Below are 19,269 nucleotides of genomic sequence, written 5' to 3' on the forward strand. Positions count from 1 at the left end.
CCTATCTGACCAATCGTCGTGTGCAGTACGGCCTGGCCAGACTCCGGCGCGGGCACGCCATCCGAGGCCGTATTGAACAAAATGCGCATTTGCGCGTAGAGAAGAAAGATCACTGCATACGAATACCGCCATCCAGACGAATCACTTCGCCATTGAGCATGGTGTTGGTCACGATCTGCTCCGCCAGTGCAGCATATTCCGCGCCCTTTCCCAACCGCTTGGGAAACGGTACCGCCGCGGAGAGTGATGCCACCGCCTCCTCGGGTATACCGCTCATCATCGGTGTCTCGAACACCCCCGGGGCGATGGTCATCACCCGGATGCCCTGGCGCGAAAGCTCGCGCGCCAGGGGCAGCGTCATACCGGCAACACCCGCCTTGGACGCGCTGTAGGCGGCCTGTCCCACCTGGCCATCAAAGGCGGCAATCGAGGCGGTATCGACGATGACACCGCGCTCCCCGTCCTCGCCTTCCGGCGGATTCTTGGCCATGGCGGCGGCGGCCAGACGCAGCACGTTGAAGGTGCCAATCAAATTGATGTTGATCGTTTTTGCAAAGGCCTCGAGATCTGCTGGGTTGCCTTCCCGGTCGAGTAACTTGGCCACGCTGACCACACCGGCACAGTGCACCACACCGTGCAATCCGCCCAGATTGACAGCATGATCCACGGCGGCCTGCATATCCTCGGGGCTGGTGATATCGCCTTGGCAGGCCAGCGCCGAGTCCCCCAATCGGGTCGCGACGGCCTCGACAGCGTCACTCAGATCACACAGCACCACCTTGGCGCCACTGGCCACCAGGCGCTCCGCGGTGGCCGCGCCTAGCCCCGAGGCGGCCCCGGTAATCAGAAAATTGCGCTCCTGCACATGCATCACGATGTCTCCTTATCGTCGGCGGCTTCGGCACGCAGCTTGAAGCGCTGAATCTTGCCGCTGGGGGTCTTGGGCAGGGTGTCGACGAACGCGATCTCTCGTGGATAGGCATGAGACGACAGGCGATCCCGCACCCGCTGGCGAATTTCATCCGCCAATGCCTCGCTCGGCTCGAAACCATCGCGGAGCACCACGTAAGATTTGATTACCTCACCCCGGATTGAATCCGGCTTGCCCACCGCCGCGGATTCCGCCACGGCGGGATGGGCCATGACGGAGTTCTCCACGTCGGTCGGCCCGACCCGGTAACCGGCGGTGGTAATGATGTCGTCGTTACGGCCGGCGAAGCAAAAGGTGCCGTCGGCTTCACGCACCACCACGTCGCCAGTCAAATAATAGCCTTCGGCAAAAGGCTCTTTCTCCTGCCAGGTGTAGCCGGGAAAGAAGTGCGCCGGTGAAGCGGCGATATCCACCCCCAGCACACCGGGCTCCCCTACCGGCAGCTCATTGTATTCCGCATCCAATACCGCGAGGCGATAACCCGGCAATGGCGTGCCCATTCCCCCTACCGGTTTTGGATGCTCAAGGGCATGGTGATTGCAGCAGGTCATGCCGGTTTCGGTCTGGCCATAGTGATCCATTACCGGGCAACCTAACGCGCCCTCGACCCAACTCACCACCTCGGTATTCAAAGGTTCGCCGGCGGAACTCGTTACCCGCAGCGAGAGCTTGTCTTTTGCCTCATCGAACAGGTTTGAGGCCTTCATCAAACGGTAGGCGGTGGGGGCAGCGGCGAAGTTGGTAATCCCGTGCTTGATCATGAAATCAAGCGCGCCCTGAGCATCGAAGGCCGTCTCGCAAAAATGCGTGGTGGCGCCCAACAACAGCGGACCTGCGATCGCGTAGTAGAGCCCGTAGGCCCAGCCCGGGTCCGCCATATTCCAGAAGCGATCCTCCACCCGCAGATCGATGGCCAATTCCATGTACAGGGCAAAGGCGGATAGCGCCGACAAAGGCACCGCCACCCCTTTGGGCTTGCCCACGGTGCCAGAGGTGAACATCTGCAGGAAAGGCGCGCTAGGATCGAGTCGTGGCGGCTCTGTTTCTATCGCCGGATGCGCTATGGCGGCTTTCCAATCGAGATCTTCCTTATGTTCATTGTCAGCGTCGCTGATACGCAGTACCGGTGGGCACTGGCTGAGATCATCTAATTTATGCCGGTTTGCCTGATCGGTGATGACGAGACGCGCACCCGCTCGGGCCAGTCGAAAATCCACGGCATCGGGGCCGAAGGCGGTGAACAAGGGCTGATAGACGGCACCGATACGCCAAGTCGCCAACACCGCAATCATCAACTCAGGCGTGCGCGGCAACATGCAGGCGATACGATCCCCTGCGCCAAGGCCTGCCGATTGCAACCACCCTGCCAGGCGCGCGCTGGCCTGTTCCAGTTCCGCATAGCTCCAGCGAGTCACCCCACCCTGGGTGTCTTCATGTACCAAAGCGATACGCTCGCCATTGCCCTCGCGCAGGTGGCGGGCGCAGCAGGCATCGAAGGCATTCAGCTTTCCATCCTGATGATCATCCAGCCGGGCCACTGTCTCATCGATCGAGAAGCGATCCATATAGGATGCGTAATCCTTGGGTACTGTTGTCATTGTTCGACTCCCTGTTTTTCGTTAACGTAAACGTCAACCAATATTGACTGTAGCTTGCCCGACCCGGGTGCCTCGGTAAACCCTAGCCAGAGTGTTGCAAAGGCACAAGGGAACATGCCCGTCGCGTCTTTAGACCAAGGGATAAACAGTACCGCAATCCATTGCACAAGGTCGTCAAGAAGGCTTCACTAAAGACACTGCTTGTCTTTATTCAATCCAGCATTGCTCTACCGTTCATCTTTTTTAGGAGAACACCATGACCGCCTCATCCGATGTCGTGATTCTTTCCGGCGCCCGCACGCCCATGGGTGGAATGCTCGGCAGCCTGTCCAGCCTTACCGCCCCGGAGCTGGGGGCAGCCGCCATCCGCGCCGCCATCGAACGTGCCGGCATAGATGCCAGCAGCATAGACGAGGGCATCATCGGCTGCGTGCTGCCCGGCGGGGTCAAGCAAGGGCCTGGACGCCAAGCCATGCGCAAGGCCGGCATTCCGGATGGCATCGGCGCCACTACCATCAACAAACTATGCGGTTCCGGCATGAAGGCCACCATGATGGCTCACGATCTGATTCGCGCCGGCAGCGGCAACATTCTGCTGGCCGGCGGTATGGAATCGATGTCCAATGCACCGCATGTGCTGACCAAGGCCCGCAGCGGCTATCGTCTCGGCCACGGCGAACTCAAGGACCACATGTTCCTCGACGGTCTGGAGGACGCCGAGACCGGCAAACTGATGGGCGCCTTCGCTCAGCAGGTGGCGGATGAGCGCGGCTATTCTCGGGAGCGCATGGACGATTTCGCCATAGCTTCTCTCGAGCGTGCCATGGCGGCTCACGAGAAAGGCGAGCTGAGCGGCGAAATGGTATCGGTCACGGTCACCACCCGCGCCGGCGAAAGCGTCGTCGAGCGCGACGAACAGCCCTTCCAGGCCAAGCTCGACAAGATTCGCGGCCTGCGCCCGGCCTTTGCCAAGGACGGCACCATCACCGCCGCCAATGCCAGTTCCATCTCCGATGGCGCCTCGGCTTTGATCCTGGCAAGCTCCGAGGCCGCCGAGCGCGAGGGTGCCAGGCCCCTTGCCCGCATTCTCGGCCATAGCACCCACTCCCAGCATCCAAGCGAATTCACCATCGCCCCGGTGGGTGCTATCGACAAGCTACTGAAAAAACTCGACTGGCGAGCGAGTGATGTCGACCTGTTCGAGATCAACGAAGCCTTCGCCGTAGTTACCTTGATGGCCATGGACGACCACGACATCCCACACGACAAGGTCAACGTGTTCGGCGGCGCCTGCGCTCAGGGTCATCCGATCGGCTCCACTGGCTCGCGGATCATCGCCACCCTGCTCAATGCCCTGCGCCAGCGTGGTGGCAAGCGCGGCATCGCCAGCCTGTGCATTGGGGGAGGCGAGGCGACGGCGGTGGCGGTCGAACTGATCGACTGATCGTCGCTGCACCGACGCCCGCCTTATCTACCGGAAGGCGGGCGTTTTCATGACTGAGGTACCGACAGACGATCTAGCCTCAGCCGCTCCCTGCCATCGAACAGTCGGCGACTGCCCGCCGCTACTGCCGCCAGGGTGCCGAATCCGGTGCCCAAAGTGATGGTGAACATGATGAGGATCTGATACTTGACCGCCAAAGCCGGCGCGGTGCCGGCGAGGATCTGACCGGTCATCATGCCCGGCAGGCTGACCACCCCGGCGGCGGCCATGGCATTGATCATGGGCATCAGACCGCTACGCATCGCCTCACGGCGAATGTCGCCGATCGCCTCCTGCCAAGGCTGGCCAAGCATTAGGCGATTCTCGATCACACCGCGCTGACGCCAAGCGGTATCCGTCAGACGATCCAGGGCCAATGCCGCCCCGGTCATGGTATTGCCGAGCATCATGCCGAGCAGCGGGATGGCATACTGCGGTTGATACCAGGGCTCCGGACCGATGATCACGGTCAAGGTCAATATCGCAACGGTAAACGAGGAGAGAAACATCGCCAGGGTGCCGATGCCAAAAGCCCAGCCGCCGCGCAGGCGGCGCTTCTGGCGCGCCATCACCTCGCGACCGGCGATCAACAACATGCCCAACGCCATCAACGCCACCCAATGGAGTTGCGCCGAGGCGAACAGAGCCTCCAGCACCAGGCCGACAAGGGCAAGCTGGATCGCGGTGCGCGCCGCGGCGATCAGCAGGCTCCGGCTCATGCCCAGACGGACTGCCGTCATACAGCCGGCCAACGCTACGACCAGCAGCGCCGCCAGTGCCAGTTGCCACCAGGAGAGTGCGATCACGTCCATGGGCTCGCCTCTTCGTTTGCCGTGCTGTTCACCAGTTGCCCCGCCTCGATACGCAAATGACGATCGGCAACGCGAGCAATCTGAGCGCCATGATGGGCGACCCAGAGCACCGGCCAGCCTTCCTGGCGAATGCGTGACGTGAGCCAAGCCTCGACGCGATGCACGTTGGCTTCGTCCAGGTTGGCGGTGGGTTCGTCGAGCAGCAGAGCCGAAGGTTTCCGGCACAATGCACGCAGCAGCGCCAGGCGCTGCTTCTCCCCGGAGGAGAGCCGGCTGATCTGCCACTCCAGCACCGTGCGCTCGAAGCCCAGCGCTTCGATATCAGAGATATCCGGCTCGTCGGCGAAGTGCTCGCCAACGCTATCCGCCCACCAGTGGCTCTCCGCCGGCACCAGCATGACAGCTCGACGCCAAAGATGCCCCACCATGCTGGACTGCTCTTCTTCACCTAGCCGAACCTCGCCGCCGTGAGGCTCCAGATCCGCCAAGGCACGCAACATTCGGCTCTTGCCCGAGCCGCTGGCTCCAGAGAGGCAGACAATTTCGCCCGGTGCCACTGTCAAGTGAACCGGGACCAGAAGATCGTCCAGACTCACTCCATCGAGACGCAAGGATTCGTTTGTGGCCACTCCTCCCCCATGGACTCGCCCGTGTAGGGCGAGCATAGCAACTTTGGAGTCAACCATAGCGCCCGGTAATGTAGTCCTCCGCCTTTTTGGTATGGGGGTTGGAGAACATCAGCCGCGTATCGTTGTATTCGATCAGCTCACCGAGATGGAAAAACGCCGTGTAATCCGCGACCCGCGCCGCCTGCTGCATGTTGTGGGTCACCGTGACGATGGTGAACTGTTGCTTGAGCTTGTCCATCAGATCCTCAATGGTCGCCGTCGATATCGGGTCCAGCGCCGAGGTTGGTTCATCCATGAGGATCACGTCCGGCTTCACCGCAATCGCTCGGGCAATACATAACCGTTGCTGTTGACCACCGGAGAGTGAGGTGCCCGGCTGATGAAGCTTATCCTTGACTTCGTTCCACAACCCGGCGGCGCGTAGCGCCTGTTCCACCAACTCATCCTGTTCCGCCTTACGGCTCACCAGATCATGCATGCGCGGCGCGTAGGCGATATTTTCATAGATCGATTTGGGAAACGGATTGGGCTTCTGGAACACCATGCCCACCCGCCGACGCAGGGCGATCTCGTCCATCTTGGGATCGTTGACATCTCGTCCGTCCATCTCCACCAGCCCTTCGATCTTGACGCTGCGAATCAGATCGTTCATGCGATTGAGACACCGCAGAAAGGTCGACTTGCCGCAACCGGAAGGGCCGATCAACGCGGTAACGTTGTGCTGATAGACATCGATATTGATGTTCTTTAACGCCTGATTGGTGCCATACCAGAGATTGAGATCACGCACGCGGATGCTCAACTCGTGACACGCATCCTCGTTGATATTGACGGGGTTTCCCTGGGTCGAGGGCTGTGCCGGCTTAGACACCGACTCCTTCGAGAGCTCCGCGGGGTCGGCTTCTCGATTGGCAAGCTGTTCGTTGAGCATAAGAGTTTCCTGGTCAAGTCATGAATATGGAGGATGCTTACCAGCGCCGTTCAAATTTCTTGCGCATCCATACTGCGGTGGCATTAAGCGAGATGAGCACGGCAAGCAGAACCAATATGCCGCCGGCGGTCTTCTCGACGAAGGCGCGATCCGGCTCGCCGGCCCAGGTGAATATCTGCGCCGGCATCACCGTGGCGGCATCGGTAAAGGAGGCGGTTACGTCGGGGATGAAGGCCACCATGCCGATGATGATCAGCGGTGCGGTTTCGCCCATGGCCTGGGCCAGACCGATGATCGAGCCGGTAAGAATGCCCGGAAAGGACAATGGCAGCACATGATCCCGCACTACCTGCCAACGGGAGCAGCCGACCCCGAAGGCCGCCTGACGAATGGTGTCCGGCACGCTGCGTAAGGCGGTTCGCGTGGCAATGATGATCACCGGGAGCGTCATCAAGGCCAGGGTCAGCCCCCCGACCAGCGGGGTCGAGCGCGGCACGCCAAAGAAGTTGATATAGATGGCCAGGCCCAACAGGCCAAACAGGATCGATGGGACTGCCGCCAGGTTATTGATATTGATCTCGATGATCTGGGTCAGCCAGTTGTCCGTGGCGAACTCTTCAAGGTACACCGCCGTCATCACGCCGATGGGAAAACACACCAGCATGGTCACGATCAGCGTCATCACCGTACCCACCGCCGCGGAGGCAATGCCGGCAAGCTCCGGCATCTTCGAGTCGCCGGCGGTGAAAAAGCGAGTATTGAACCTGAGTTCCACCTGCCCTTTCGCCAGCAGATCGTCGATGACGACCATCTGATCGTCCTTGAGTCGCGTATGGTGGCCCTTGAGATACTGATCCACCGCACTATCCGCCAGCGCCCACTCCATGCGAGTGGTGCCCGTCAAATCCGGGTTGTCCCGCATCCTCATGGGCAAAGTGCGCAGGAAACCTCGGCTCACCAGACGCCGTACATCCTCGTTCACCGCCGCCGGCGGCATCTTCTGGCTCTGCTCGCTGTAGGTGACTTCTACCTGGATCTGCGCTTGTTGAAACGCCGGCAAGCCTTTCACCAGCATGTCGCTGATGAACACCACCAGAAAGGTCGCCGCCAGCGCAAGCGCTCCCATGGAGAGCCATTTCAGTCGGGCCGTCTTGTGATGGCGACGCTTGAGCTGAGCGGTGATCTCGTCGAAGGATTGGCTCATGGGGTCATCCTTTGCATTCTCATAGTTCGTTGGAGCGATATTTTTCGCGGAAGCGACGAATCATGATCACCGAGACCATGTTCAGCACCAGGGTCACCACGAACAGCACCAACCCCAGGGCAAACGCAGAGAGGGTTTCGGCACTCTCGAACTCCTGATCCCCAGTCAAGGCGGCAACGATACGCACCGTCACCGTGGTCATGTCCTCCAGCGGGTTGGCGGTCAGATTGGGTCGCATGCCTGCGGCCATGACCACGATCATGGTCTCCCCCAGGGCCCGGGAGACCGCCAGTAGGGATGCGGAGATGATGCCGGGAATGGCGGCAGGCAAGACCACGCTGGTGATGGTCTCCGCCTTGGTCATCCCTAATGCCAGGGAGCCTTCGCGCATGCTATCCGGCACCGCGTTAATCACATCGTCGGAAAGCGACGAGATGAACGGAATGATCATGATGCCCATGACGATGCCCGGGGCCAGGGCATTATTGAAGGAGGCATCCAATCCGAAGAAACCTGCGACATCGACGATGATCGGCGCCACGGTAATGGCGGCAAAAAAGCCGTAGACCACCGTGGGAATACCCGCGAGCACTTCCAGTACCGGCTTGGCCAGGGTGCGCACTCGAGCCGGAGAGAATTCCGCCATGTAGACGGCGGCCATGAGGCCGATGGGGATCGCTACCAGCATGGCAATCAGAGTGATGAGAAAGGTACCGGCAAACAGCGGCACCGACCCGAACTGGGCCGCACTGGCACCTTCGTCGGCGCGTCCGGCAGCGGCCAGGAAGCTATTGCCCGGTGCCCAAGTGGTACCGGTAATGAACTCCCAGAAGCTTTGCATTTGAAAGAAGCGAACTGCCTCGAACACGATCGAGATCAGAATACCCAGGGTCGTCACGATGGAGACCATTGCCGCCGCTGCCAAAATAGTGCGGATCACCCTCTCGATGGCTTGACGCGCGTGAAAATCCGGACGCACCTGGGAAAGACCAATCAGCAAGCCGATAACGGCCACCCCCAGACTGGCCCCAAGCAGATAGAGCGTGGGAATGTCCGCTCCGAGAAGCAGCAGGACGAAGGCGCCCAAGGCGGCCACCAACAGCGCGGGGCCGGCGGTGCTCAGTACCGAAAACCAGGCGTATTGGTCAGGTTGAGCGGCCATCGCCGTACCATGGGTACGAAGATGCGAGGCCCGGGCACGCGCCAGAAAAAAGGCCGCCAATCCCAGGAAGATGAGTACGGCAGAAAACAGCAGATAAATTTGGTTGATCGGCATCAGAACTCTCGTGTGATGAACCCAAAAATCAACAGGACCCTATCTCGGCATAGGCCGATAGCAAATGCTATCGGCCCATCCTGTGACTTCCAGAAGCGCTTACTTCAGCGCAGAAAGCTCAAGCGTTTCCTTACCCTTCACCGCGTCGCGCTCGGCTTGACGCTCTTCTTCCGGCAGCGGGATCAGCCCCAGTCCTTGTAGATAACCCATCGGCGCGATCATCTGCTCGCTCATGAACAGATCGGCATATTCATACATCGCCGGCACCTCATCGGCATGCTGATTCTTCACGTAGAAGAACATCGAGCGTGATACCGGGTATTCACCGGAGCTGATCGCCTCGGGCTCGGGGGCTACGCCATCGATCGAAGCGCCGTTCAAACTATCGGCATTTTCTTCGAGGAAGGAGTAACCGAAGATACCGAAAGCATCTGTATTCTCGGAAAGGCGTTGCACGATGAGGTTGTCGTTCTCGCCCGCATCGATATAGGCGCCATCGGAACGAATGTCGGTGTAAACTTCGCCGCCGTAGGCATCCATATCTTCCGAGGCGGCTTCCATGACCAGTTCTTCGAAGGCGTCCCGAGTACCGGAGGTGGTGGGCGGACCATAGACAGCGATCTCACGATCCGGCAAGGAGGCGTCGATATCGCTCCACTTCTTGTAAGGATTGTCGACCAGTTCGCCATTCTCATCACCGCTTTGGGGCACCTTGGCGGCCAGGGCCATGAAGAGCTGCTCCCGGGTGACGTCGATGGAGTCGTTGCTGTTCGACTGCGCGAAGGCGATGCCGTCATAACCGATCTTGGCCTCGGTAATGTCGGTCACGCCGTTCTCTTGGCAGCGCTCGAATTCCGAGGTTTTCATGCGTCTAGAGGCATTGGTGATATCCGGCGTCCCCTCGCCGACCCCGTTGCAGAACAGTCGCAGACCACCGCCGGAGCCGGTGGACTCGATCACCGGGGTTGGATAGTCGGTAGTGGCACCAAACTCCTCGGCAACGTAACTGGCGAACGGATAGACGGTGCTGGAACCGACGATACGCATCTGGTCCCGTGCTTGGGCGACACCGGCGACACTGAATACGGCGGCGGCGATAGCGGTTGTCCTGAAGATGCGATTCATGCGCTAACTCCTGTCGATGAGCGTGATCAACCTTGGCAAGACACAGGATGCCAAGGAAAAATGACAGGTTCATGACAGGAACAAAGAGAAGAGAACGAAGGCGATAAATGTGTGCTTCCAAGGCTACCTGGAGAAGCGTTTTCTTAGTTGCGCAAGGCCTTACCACACAACACCCGCACCCCCAGATTGCCAAGGACGGTGGCTCCCAACATCACCAGCACCACGGGCCAGGCACTGTAGACCTCGAAGATTCCTACCAGCACCCCCGCCAGCGCTCCGCAGGAGAACTGGATGCTGCCTAGCAGCGCCGTGGCGGTGGCGCTCATTCTGGGGAAATGATCGAGCATCGACGACATGGCATTGGGGCTGATCAAGCCCTGCATGCCGACAAAGACGATCATCAGCGGCGCCACCACGTAGAGCGACCCCAGTCCGAGCAGCAGAACCGCTGCCAGTAGTAGCCCGCTTGCCAACTGCACTCCCAGCCCCAGCAACAGATTGCGCTGAGGAGAGCTATATCTGAGCAGGCGAATGTTGAGCCGGTTCGAGCCCGCCATAACGATGACGTTGGCGCCGAAAACGAAGGGATAGACCGCCGGCGAAAGCCCGAAATACTCCATGTACAGGAAAGGCGAACCGGTGATGAAGGCGAACATCCCCGCAAAGGACATGGCCACCGCACCGATGTAGCCCATCGCCTCCCGGTGGCGTAACACGGCAAGGTAGTTGTTCAGCACCTGGCTGAATCCCGGCGCATCGGGATCGCGCCCCCGGGTTTCCGGCAGATAACGCTTGAGCAGCCAAAGTACGAAGCCCGCATACATCGCAAGAAAGACGAAAATCGACCACCAGTCCGCCAGATAGAGCAGCAAACTACCCAGCGCCGGTGCGATCAGAGGCGCCAGCAGCATGATCATGACCATGGTAGACAACACCTTGGCCGCCTCGCGCCCGCTGAAGCAGTCCCGCACGATAGCTGCGGAATTGACCACTGACGCCCCACCGCCTAGAGCCTGCACGAACCGCAGCAGCCACAGCATTTCAAGGGTCTCGACTTGGGTAAGGGCCAGACTGGCCAGCACGAACACGCTGATGCCGGTAAACAGTATCGGCCGACGCCCCAGACGATCGGAGAGCGGTCCGAACACCAACTGCCCCAGAGCGAACCCGGCCAGAAAAATACTGATCGACAGCTGGGTGTGATGCACGCTCGCATTTATGGCCTCGGCCAGGGCCGGAATCGCCGGCAGATAGGCATCGATGGCAAAAGGCGCCAGGGCGGTATTGGCTGCCACCAGCAGCGCGATACGCCGAGGATCCACTTTCTGCATGAGCTTCCTTGTAGTGCCTAAATGGCGCCGTCAGCGACATGACAATGACGAATGAGAGGATCGAGGATGATAGCAGAACCACGGAAGCGATGGCTTATCGCTTCCGCTGTCTGGAACCCCTGGGTGCTCTATTGCACAAGGCCGTGCCATTTAATTTGGAGGTCGGCCTGCCAGTCGGTACTTGCTGGCGAGGCTTGTCAGTGTGGCGCGCCATGAGTCGACTTGATCTCCTCGGCTTCGAGTAGCTCCACCAAGGGTTGAAACTCCTTGCGATTGTGCTCACTCATGCGCATTAGAATGCGATGGGATTCGAGAACACGCTGCTGCAGTTCCTCCTTATCGGCCTCTACCCGAGGCAGATCCTTCAACTCTTCGGGTTCGTCGATAGAAGAAGATGTCAAAATGAAATAGCGCGCAAACCCCATGACATCAAGTAGCCGGCGTATATCGGGATGATCCGCCACGATTGTCGGAGGGTACTCGATGCGTCCTTTAACCGCGATGGCGACTTTCGCAAGAAAGCCCAGCGCGGTGGAGTCCACGTTGGATGCCTCACGTAAATCGATGATGACGCTCTTGAGCCCCGGCGTAGCCGCGAGGCGCTGGGCCTGGTTGTCCAGCGTGGCGCACAGGGTCAAGCGAACGTCGCCGCATAGCTTGAGAACGAACACGCCATCATCGAAAGCCGCTTTCAGCCGCCCTTCATGAGTTATCATGATCGAATCCGCTTAGCCTCATAATGGTCAGATCATCCGGAAGAGACTGATGCTCCGAATTACCGCTCTCGGGATCGGCTGCCTTGACTCCCAGCATCACCCGCAGGGCCGGTACGTCGGAACATTGAATTATTCGCGCGTGCAACTCGTCGAGACGCTGCTCGATACTATTGCCAGACAAGCATTCCAGCACCCCATCCGAACATAGCCACAGGCAAAAGTTCTCCGGTAGCTCACAGCCGTAGGAGGGATAAACGGTACCGGGAAAAAGGCCAACCGGCATACCCTCGCCTTCCAGTGTCACTAGCTCCGCCTTGCTGATCAACATGGGCATGGGCAGTTGCGCACCCAAAGAATAGTGGAGATAGCGTAGTTCACGATCGATGACGCCGACAAACACGGTGGCATGCTTGCCGATGCCGGTATCCAACAACTCATCATTGAGTTGCTTGAGCCATATCGAGGGCAAGGATGACGGTGCCTCGTTGCCTCGCTCCTGAAGCCAACGGTTGCAAAGATACTTGAGCAGTACCGTCACGAACGCGGACGAGGCGCCATGACCTGACACATCGGCGAAATAGAAAACGCTGTAGCGCTCGTCGATGCGCTGAAAATCTAGAAAGTCGCCGGAAAGATAAAGCGACGGGGTCAACGAGTACGTACATTGCACGCCATTGATCGTTTGCGACATTGCCGGCAGCAGCTTGCGCTGTATCTGCCCCCCGGACTGCTGGTCGAGGCGCAGCATGGCCAGGTGGGTCTCGAGAACGTCGTTTTGTTCCAGCAGATCCGCGCACTCCTGCACCTGCCGGGCGTCCGCGGCATGACGAGCCAGCGCGTTGACGATCAGACGCTCCAGCAGTGCAGCATGGTGCAACGGCTCGAGCAGATACTCACGCACTCCTGCAGCAAACGCCTCTTCGAGCTCGGTATCCGCTTGGGCGTCCGCAACGGCAATGACGGACCACCATTCGATCAATGAGGGCCATTGCCCGCTCTCTACCGCTCGCACATGGGCGACGACCAGCGCCGCTTCGGCGGGCAGTGCCTGGTCATCTTCCGGCACGATGACATCGAAACCCTGGGTAGCGATCATTTGCGCCAAGGCGTCACGTTCGCTGCCGGGCAGATCCAGAATCGCGATGAGAACGCTCGAGCGAGCCATGGTGGCCTCTATCCTAGTCGGCGAAGTCGCTGTCATTGAAATCGAAGTCATCGCTTGCGAACGGGTCGTCTCCCGTTCTGCCATCGTTCACCTCGAAGCGACGCAGTTGCAGATAGGTATCCCGCAAGAAGACATAGCGGTCTCCACTGATCAGCTTCTCCTGCTCCAGCAGGCTGGCGCGCACATTGACCAGCTGCAACGCGCGTATGGCATAGCGCACACTATCTTCTTCGACATAGGTCAGCGGATAGGTATACCAGTCTACCGGCAGTGCCGAGGTATCCCGCACGGTGCTCGAGCCGAGCAGCGGCAGCACGACATAAGGACCTTCGGCTACGCCCCATACCCCCAGCGTCTGGCCAAAGTCCTCTTCTCTCGCCATCCACTCCATGCGGCTGGCAGGATCCAGCACCCCGCCTAGCCCCAGGGTCGTGTTAACCAGAAAACGCCCCGACGCGATTCCGGCATTGTTCCACTTCCACTGCAGCACACTGTTAAGAACGGTGCGCAGCTCTCCCAGGTTGGAAAAGAAGTTACCTACACCGGTTTGGATCGGGTCCGGCGTGATGGTGTCATAGCCCTTAGCAACCGGCTTCAACGCATAGCGATCAAGGGTGTCGTTGAAAGCGAATACTTTTCTGTTGAACCCTTCCCAAGGGTCGACGGGTTTTTCCTGCTGCGCGCCTTGGCTGGCGCAGCCGGTCAGCAATGCCCCCATTACTAGACCTGTCAATAACTTACTATGATTTTTCATTTCTTTGCCTTACGTAAAATAATGCTGCCGGCACTGTAACCGGCACCAAAAGAGCACACGACACCCAAGGCGCCATCCGCCAGATCGTCGTGATGTAAATGCAGTGCAATGATCGATCCTGCCGAGCTGGTATTGGCATAGCGATCGAGAATGATAGGTGCCTGCCCTGGAGTCGGGTCTGCGCCCAGTACCCGCCGTGCAATCAAGTCGTTCATATGGCGGTTGGCCTGATGCAGCCACAGGCGCGTAAGCTGATCGCCGGTCATCTGCAAGGACGCCAGATGATCGATGATCAGTTGCGCCACCATCGGGCATACCTCCTTGAATACCCGACGCCCTTCCTGTACGAACAGCTTGTCTTCGGCAAGAGGATCGCTGTCGGTTACTCGATTGAGAAAGCCGGCGTTGTTACGAATGGCATTCGAATAACGGGTTACCAGGCGGGTTCCAAGAATCTCGAAGCGCGATGTCGCAATCGCGACGTCGTCGGCTTCGATGACGATGGCGGTACAGGCATCACCGAAGATGAAATGGCTATCCCGGTCGCGAAAATTGAGATGCGCGGAACAGATTTCCGGATTGACGACCAGCGCCCGTTTCACGCTGCCATTACCCACGGCATTGGCGGCCGTTTCGATGGCAAAGGTCGCGGAACTGCAGGCTACGTTCATGTCGAAGGCATAACCCCCAGCGCCCAAGGCCGCCTGCAACTCCACGGCAACCGCCGGATAGGAGCGCTCGAGATTGGAGCAGGCAACGATGACCAGATCGATATCACTGGCCGCAACCTGGGCCCGGTCCAGGGCTTCCCGAGCCGCCGCCAAGCCCATCTCGCACTGGATCGAGTGTTCGTCGTTGGCACGTTGCGGCAAACGAGGCCGCATGCGCTCAGGGTCGAGAATACCCTCGGCATCCAGCACGTAGCGGCTGTGAATACCCGAGGCCTTGACGATGAATTCCGTGCTGGAATGCGCCAACGGCTCACGTTCGCCCCGCTCGATGGCCTCCGCGTGGCGCGCATTCTCGCTATCGACCCAAGTATTGAAAGACGCTACCAGCGCGTCGTTGTCGATGGCATGCTCCGGGGTGTAAAGCCCCGTGCCGGTAATCACCGCATGTGTCATTGGCTCTCTCCTGGCGGCGACCAGCCAATAGCCGTCGCGTCCATTCTCGATATTTCAATCATCCCCGACCGGTAATTTCGGCCCAGCGACGCTCGAGCCGCTTGACCGAGACCGGTTCGCGGGTGCCCAACTGCTGGGCGAACAGCGATACCCGAAGCTCTTCGAGCCACCAACCAAACTCGTCGAGGGCTAACACCTCGTCACCATTTTGTTGCTGCGCTTTGCGACGGTTGGCCAGCCGTGACTCGAAATCCTGTACCTGCTGCATTAGCATCTGATCGCGCATACGCTCCCGAGGCGCCTTTTCGAGACGAATCTGCGCCGCCTGCATGTAGCGCGGATATTCATTGAGCCAGTCGCCGGCGTCACTGATGAAGCCGGGATGCACCAACCGTTGCATCTGCGCTTTTAGATCGCCATACACCAGCGCCAGCGCCATGCTGAGATTACCTTTCAAGGCCTGGGTCACCGCCAGATGACCTTCCAACGCCTTATGCAGCGTACCGATCAAGGATTCGCCATAGGGCACCAGCTCGTGGCGCTGCGCTGCCAAGCGCGCCTCGAAATCCTCCTGGGAGCGCGGCAAAGGGTCGAAGGCAATCTCATGCAGGAAAACCCCTTCGACCAAGTCCTCGATCAGCTGCGCTTTGCTGCCCGTCTTGGCAAACAACAATGCGCAGCGATCCAACCCCTTGAGGTGCTTGAGCGATTTCACCTGATCCGGCAAACGCTGCATGGCCAGGCGTTTGATGCCCTGACGGTGTGCCTGCCGGGCTTTATCCGGGTGATCGAACAGCGTGATGGCCAATGAGCGGTCACGGTCAGCTCGCGACGTGCCTTCAACCAACGCAGGATAGGCCGCCACTCGTATGCCCGCCTGAACGGTGGAATAGGACTCTGCCAGGGGCGCTGCGGGCAATTCATCTACCTCTTCCGCTGCATCGGCGGTTTCACTCAATGCTTGAGCGCCGGCTCTTGCGGCTTCGGAGAAGCGCTTTTCGAGAGCGGATAAATCGCGCCCCTGTCCAAGAAAGTGCCCCTCGTGATCCACTACCTTGAGATTCATGGTCAGATGTGGTGGCAACTGCTCTCTGCGCCAATCCTCGGGGGCCAGCCTCAGCCCCGTCTTGACCCGCAGGAACTCACCCAGCGCCTCGGTCAATGGCACGTTGGCCTGCGCCACGGCCGCGAGCGCCGCGTCGACCCAATCCGGAATCGGCACGACCTGACGACGCACCGACTTGGGCAGCGACTTGAGCAGCGCGATACACTTTTCCCGCAGCAGCCCCGGCACCAGCCAATCGAGCCGATGGCGCGGCAGTTGCGACAGCATCGTGGCCGGTACGGTCATGGTTACCCCGTCATCTTCGGCATCCGGCGCGAAATGATAGCTCAGCGGATAGCTCACGCCGTTCAATATCAGCGTATCCGGGTACTGAACGGTGCTGACGTCATCGACACTTCGCGCCAGCAGCGTCGCTTTGTCGAGTTTCAGCAGGTTCGGGTCGTCGGCTTCCGCCTTGCGCCGCCAGTGCTCGAATCTTTTGCCGTTGACGATACCTTCCGGCAACAGCTGATCGTAGAAATCGAACAGTGTTTCTTCATCAACCAGAATATCGCGCTTTCGCGCCCGATCTTCAAGGTTTTCCACCTCATCGATCAATGCTCGGTTATGCGTGAAAAACTCTGCCTTGGTCCGATACTCGCCTTCGACCAGGGCGCGACGAATGAATATTTCCCGCGCCTCTTGCGACGCGATCGGCCCATAGTGCACCTTGCGTCGCGCCACGATCGGCAGGCCGAACAGGGTTACCTGCTCGAAGGCCACCACCTGGGCGCGTTTCATTTCCCAATGCGGTTCGCTGTAGCTGCGCTTGGTCAGCTGATCTGCCAACGGCTCGATCCACTCCGGCTGGATACGGGCGGCCTGCCGCGCGAAGAGTCGCGAGGTTTCGACCAGCTCCCCGGCCATGACCCATTTGGGTGTCTTCTTGGCCAACCCCGACCCGGGATGGATCATGAAGCGGCGATTGCGCGCCCCCAGGTATTCGCGGTTTTCGATGAACTGGCCGATATTCGACAATAGTCCGGTCAACAGCGCCTGGTGCAAACGAAGATGCTGCTGCTTGAGCGCGGTACGGTCCGCTTCTTCCGCTTTCTCCGCATCGATGGCCACGGGCGGTGGCGCTGCCGGCAGATGAATCTCCATATCCCGCAGCAGCTGGCGCAATTGGCGATAGGTATCGTGCCATTCCCGCACCCGCATGTAGTTGATGTAGTGCTCGCGACACCAGCGCCGCAGCTGATTGCCGGAAAGGTCTTCTCGAGCGCGCTCGAACCCTGTCCAGAGATTGAGCCAGGCAACGAAATCCGAGTCGGGATCTTCCCAGCGTTTGTGGGCCTGATCCGCGGCCTGACGCTTCTCCGCCGGGCGCTCCCGCGGGTCCTGTACCGAGAGCGCACTGACTACGATGAGCACTTCGCGCAGGCACTCTCCCTCGGCGCCGGCAAGCACCATCCGCGCCAGACGCGGATCGATGGGCAATCGCGCCAATCGCCGGCCGGTTTTCGTCAAGCGGTTGCCCTCATCCACCGCACCGAGTTCGAACAGCAGACGAAAACCATCCTTGATGAAGCGTGAATCCGGTGCGTCGACGAAGGGAAACGCGGCGATATCCCCCAGCTTCAAGGAGAGCATTGACAGAATGACCGAGGCCAGGTTGGTGCGCTGTATCTCCGGCTCGGTGAACTCGGACCGGGCGAGGAAGTCTTCCTCGCTGTAAAGGCGAATGCACACCCCTTCGGCAATACGCCCGCAGCGGCCCTTGCGCTGGTCCGCACTGGCCTGGCTCACCGGTTCGATGGGCAGGCGCTGCACCTTGGCCCGGTAGCTGTAGCGACTGATGCGCACCAGCCCCGGGTCGATCACATAGCGAATACCCGGTACCGTGAGGGAGGTTTCCGCCACGTTGGTCGACAGTACGATGCGGCGCCCGGTGTGGGATTGAAATACCCGGTTCTGCTCTGCGTTGGACAGCCGTGCGTAAAGCGGCAACACTTCCGTATGCCTGAAATCCGCGCGACGCAAGGTGTCCGCGGTTTCGCGAATCTCTCGCTCACCGGGCAGAAAGATCAACACGTCACGAGGGCCATTGAACCAGCGCTTCTCTCGCTCGACCGCCTCGATCTCCTCCATGGCATGTAGGATTCCCTCTTGCAGGGTGCGATCGCCTTCATCGTCCGCCTCACGCACCAGGGGACGATAGTGGACCTCTACCGGATAGGTGCGGCCGGAAACCTGCACCACCGGTGCCGGTGTCGGATCGCCCTGCGGCTGGGGAGCGGCGAAATGCGCGGCAAAACGCTCCACGTCGATGGTGGCCGAGGTGATAATGATCTTTAGATCCGGGCGGCGGGCCATCAAGCGCTTGAGATAGCCCAGCAGGAAATCGATGTTGAGGCTGCGCTCGTGGGCCTCGTCGATGATGATCGCTTCGTAACGGCTGAGATCCGGGTCGTTCTGGGTCTCGGCGAGCAGAATGCCGTCGGTCATCAGCTTGACCAGGGTGCGTTCGTTGGTCTGATCCGTGAAGCGGACCTGATAGCCGACCTGCTCGCCCAAGGGCACTTCCAATTCTTCTGCAAGCCGCGTTGCAACGGAGCGGGCCGCCAGACGCCGGGGCTGGGTATGACCGATCAGCCCACGCCGCCCCAAGCCAAGTTCCAGGCACATCTTGGGCAGCTGGGTGGTTTTGCCGGAGCCTGTCTCGCCCGCCACGACCACGACCTGATGAGATTCGAGCGCCTTGAGCAATTCCTCCCGATGTTCGACGACGGGAAGCGCTGGCGGATAGTTCAGGCTGACGATTTGATTGCGCCGCAGGGAGAGCTTTTCCCGGGAAGCCTGCAGACGCTGGTTGATCTCCGCAAGCCCTCTATCCACGGGCTTGCCCTGCCGCACACGACGCTCGAGCCCATCCAGGCGCGGCTTCAGTTTCACAGCGTCCTGCAATAGGCAGTCGTCGAGTCGCGCCTTGAGGGCAGTCAGTTCGGCGTGTTGTGTAACAGTAGAAGAAGATGAGAGCGTGCTGCTCAAGGACAACCTCGTTGGAGATGGCATAAGACAAATTGCCCCGGCAGTGCCAGGGCAAATAATGCATTATATCGCTTGAATGGCGGGTAGCCTAATC

15 protein-coding genes are annotated in these 19,269 nt (G+C 59.8%); 1 reads left to right on the top strand and 14 read right to left on the bottom strand.

Annotated features, from left to right (window positions below):
- Window positions 1–109 precede the first annotated feature (109 nt).
- Together H7850_RS11405 and H7850_RS11410 are read right to left on the bottom strand one after the other, a co-directional pair.
- Window positions 110–871, bottom strand: coding sequence for an SDR family NAD(P)-dependent oxidoreductase (locus H7850_RS11405; RefSeq protein WP_227370014.1), 762 nt, complete (start codon window positions 869–871; stop codon window positions 110–112).
- Window positions 871–2,529, bottom strand: coding sequence for an AMP-binding protein (locus H7850_RS11410; protein WP_227369663.1), 1,659 nt, complete (start codon window positions 2,527–2,529; stop codon window positions 871–873). Before H7850_RS11410 ends, H7850_RS11405 begins: the two co-directional genes overlap by 1 nt.
- Window positions 2,530–2,785: 256 nt before the next feature.
- Between H7850_RS11410 and H7850_RS11415 the strand changes: the two genes are divergently transcribed.
- Entirely contained in the window at window positions 2,786–3,973 is a 1,188-nt protein-coding gene (locus H7850_RS11415; RefSeq protein WP_227369664.1) for an acetyl-CoA C-acyltransferase, read from the top strand.
- A gap of 47 nt (window positions 3,974–4,020) precedes the next feature.
- Here the strand turns inward: H7850_RS11415 and H7850_RS11420 are convergent, their stop codons facing one another.
- The 12 genes from H7850_RS11420 to hrpA form a co-directional block, all read right to left on the bottom strand.
- On the bottom strand, window positions 4,021–4,824 hold the full coding sequence (locus tag H7850_RS11420) for an ABC transporter permease (protein ID WP_227369665.1): 804 nt from the start codon (window positions 4,822–4,824) through the stop codon (window positions 4,021–4,023).
- Window positions 4,815–5,453: an ATP-binding cassette domain-containing protein gene (locus tag H7850_RS11425; RefSeq protein WP_227369666.1), complete on the bottom strand. Its 639-nt coding sequence runs from the start codon at window positions 5,451–5,453 to the stop codon at window positions 4,815–4,817. Before H7850_RS11425 ends, H7850_RS11420 begins: the two co-directional genes overlap by 10 nt.
- Before the next feature lie 49 nt (window positions 5,454–5,502).
- Window positions 5,503–6,384, bottom strand: coding sequence for a phosphate ABC transporter ATP-binding protein PstB (pstB, locus tag H7850_RS11430; RefSeq protein WP_227369667.1), 882 nt, complete (start codon window positions 6,382–6,384; stop codon window positions 5,503–5,505).
- A 37-nt stretch (window positions 6,385–6,421) separates the two neighbouring features.
- Window positions 6,422–7,588: a phosphate ABC transporter permease PstA gene (gene pstA, locus H7850_RS11435; RefSeq protein ID WP_227369668.1), complete on the bottom strand. Its 1,167-nt coding sequence runs from the start codon at window positions 7,586–7,588 to the stop codon at window positions 6,422–6,424.
- Between the two features lie 19 nt (window positions 7,589–7,607).
- The gene (pstC, locus tag H7850_RS11440) at window positions 7,608–8,864 is read right to left on the bottom strand and encodes a phosphate ABC transporter permease subunit PstC (RefSeq protein ID WP_227369669.1); all 1,257 of its coding nucleotides are present in this window, start codon (window positions 8,862–8,864) and stop codon (window positions 7,608–7,610) included.
- A gap of 99 nt (window positions 8,865–8,963) precedes the next feature.
- The gene (locus H7850_RS11445) at window positions 8,964–9,989 is read right to left on the bottom strand and encodes a PstS family phosphate ABC transporter substrate-binding protein (protein ID WP_227369670.1); all 1,026 of its coding nucleotides are present in this window, start codon (window positions 9,987–9,989) and stop codon (window positions 8,964–8,966) included.
- 143 nt (window positions 9,990–10,132) lie between these two features.
- Entirely contained in the window at window positions 10,133–11,320 is a 1,188-nt protein-coding gene (locus H7850_RS11450) for a Bcr/CflA family multidrug efflux MFS transporter (RefSeq protein WP_227369671.1), read from the bottom strand.
- 197 nt (window positions 11,321–11,517) lie between these two features.
- Complete coding sequence (locus H7850_RS11455; RefSeq protein WP_227369672.1) at window positions 11,518–12,036, bottom strand: STAS domain-containing protein; 519 nt, start codon at window positions 12,034–12,036, stop codon at window positions 11,518–11,520.
- The gene (locus H7850_RS11460) at window positions 12,023–13,201 is read right to left on the bottom strand and encodes a PP2C family protein-serine/threonine phosphatase (protein ID WP_227369673.1); all 1,179 of its coding nucleotides are present in this window, start codon (window positions 13,199–13,201) and stop codon (window positions 12,023–12,025) included. The genes H7850_RS11455 and H7850_RS11460 overlap by 14 nt, the downstream gene beginning before the upstream one ends.
- Before the next feature lie 13 nt (window positions 13,202–13,214).
- Entirely contained in the window at window positions 13,215–13,955 is a 741-nt protein-coding gene (locus H7850_RS11465; protein ID WP_227369674.1) for a VacJ family lipoprotein, read from the bottom strand.
- A complete protein-coding gene (locus tag H7850_RS11470) occupies window positions 13,952–15,079 on the bottom strand; it encodes a beta-ketoacyl-ACP synthase III (RefSeq protein WP_227369675.1) in 1,128 nt (375 codons plus the stop codon). Before H7850_RS11470 ends, H7850_RS11465 begins: the two co-directional genes overlap by 4 nt.
- Window positions 15,080–15,137: 58 nt before the next feature.
- Window positions 15,138–19,199 carry an ATP-dependent RNA helicase HrpA gene (hrpA, locus tag H7850_RS11475; RefSeq protein ID WP_413614155.1) on the bottom strand — a complete coding sequence of 1,354 codons (4,062 nt, stop codon included), beginning with the start codon at window positions 19,197–19,199 and terminating at the stop codon, window positions 15,138–15,140.
- Window positions 19,200–19,269: the final 70 nt, after the last annotated feature.

This window comes from Halomonas sp. M20, from assembly GCF_020622265.1.
Classification (GTDB): Bacteria; Pseudomonadota; Gammaproteobacteria; order Pseudomonadales; family Halomonadaceae; genus Modicisalibacter.

Bases quoted from the DNA above. Each gene is read 5' to 3' on its own strand.
- H7850_RS11405 (WP_227370014.1), bottom strand. From the start codon at position 871: ATGCATGTGCAGGAGCGCAATTTTCTGATTACCGGGGCCGCCTCGGGG.
- H7850_RS11410 (WP_227369663.1), bottom strand. From the start codon at position 2,529: ATGACAACAGTACCCAAGGATTACGCATCCTATATGGATCGCTTCTCG.
- H7850_RS11415 (WP_227369664.1), top strand. From the start codon at position 2,786: ATGACCGCCTCATCCGATGTCGTGATTCTTTCCGGCGCCCGCACGCCC.
- H7850_RS11420 (WP_227369665.1), bottom strand. From the start codon at position 4,824: ATGGACGTGATCGCACTCTCCTGGTGGCAACTGGCACTGGCGGCGCTG.
- pstB (WP_227369667.1), bottom strand. From the start codon at position 6,384: ATGCTCAACGAACAGCTTGCCAATCGAGAAGCCGACCCCGCGGAGCTC.
- pstA (WP_227369668.1), bottom strand. From the start codon at position 7,588: ATGAGCCAATCCTTCGACGAGATCACCGCTCAGCTCAAGCGTCGCCAT.
- pstC (WP_227369669.1), bottom strand. From the start codon at position 8,864: ATGCCGATCAACCAAATTTATCTGCTGTTTTCTGCCGTACTCATCTTC.
- H7850_RS11445 (WP_227369670.1), bottom strand. From the start codon at position 9,989: ATGAATCGCATCTTCAGGACAACCGCTATCGCCGCCGCCGTATTCAGT.
- H7850_RS11450 (WP_227369671.1), bottom strand. From the start codon at position 11,320: ATGCAGAAAGTGGATCCTCGGCGTATCGCGCTGCTGGTGGCAGCCAAT.
- H7850_RS11455 (WP_227369672.1), bottom strand. From the start codon at position 12,036: ATGATAACTCATGAAGGGCGGCTGAAAGCGGCTTTCGATGATGGCGTG.
- H7850_RS11460 (WP_227369673.1), bottom strand. From the start codon at position 13,201: ATGGCTCGCTCGAGCGTTCTCATCGCGATTCTGGATCTGCCCGGCAGC.
- H7850_RS11465 (WP_227369674.1), bottom strand. From the start codon at position 13,955: ATGAAAAATCATAGTAAGTTATTGACAGGTCTAGTAATGGGGGCATTG.
- H7850_RS11470 (WP_227369675.1), bottom strand. From the start codon at position 15,079: ATGACACATGCGGTGATTACCGGCACGGGGCTTTACACCCCGGAGCAT.
- hrpA (WP_413614155.1), bottom strand. From the start codon at position 19,199: ATGCCATCTCCAACGAGGTTGTCCTTGAGCAGCACGCTCTCATCTTCT.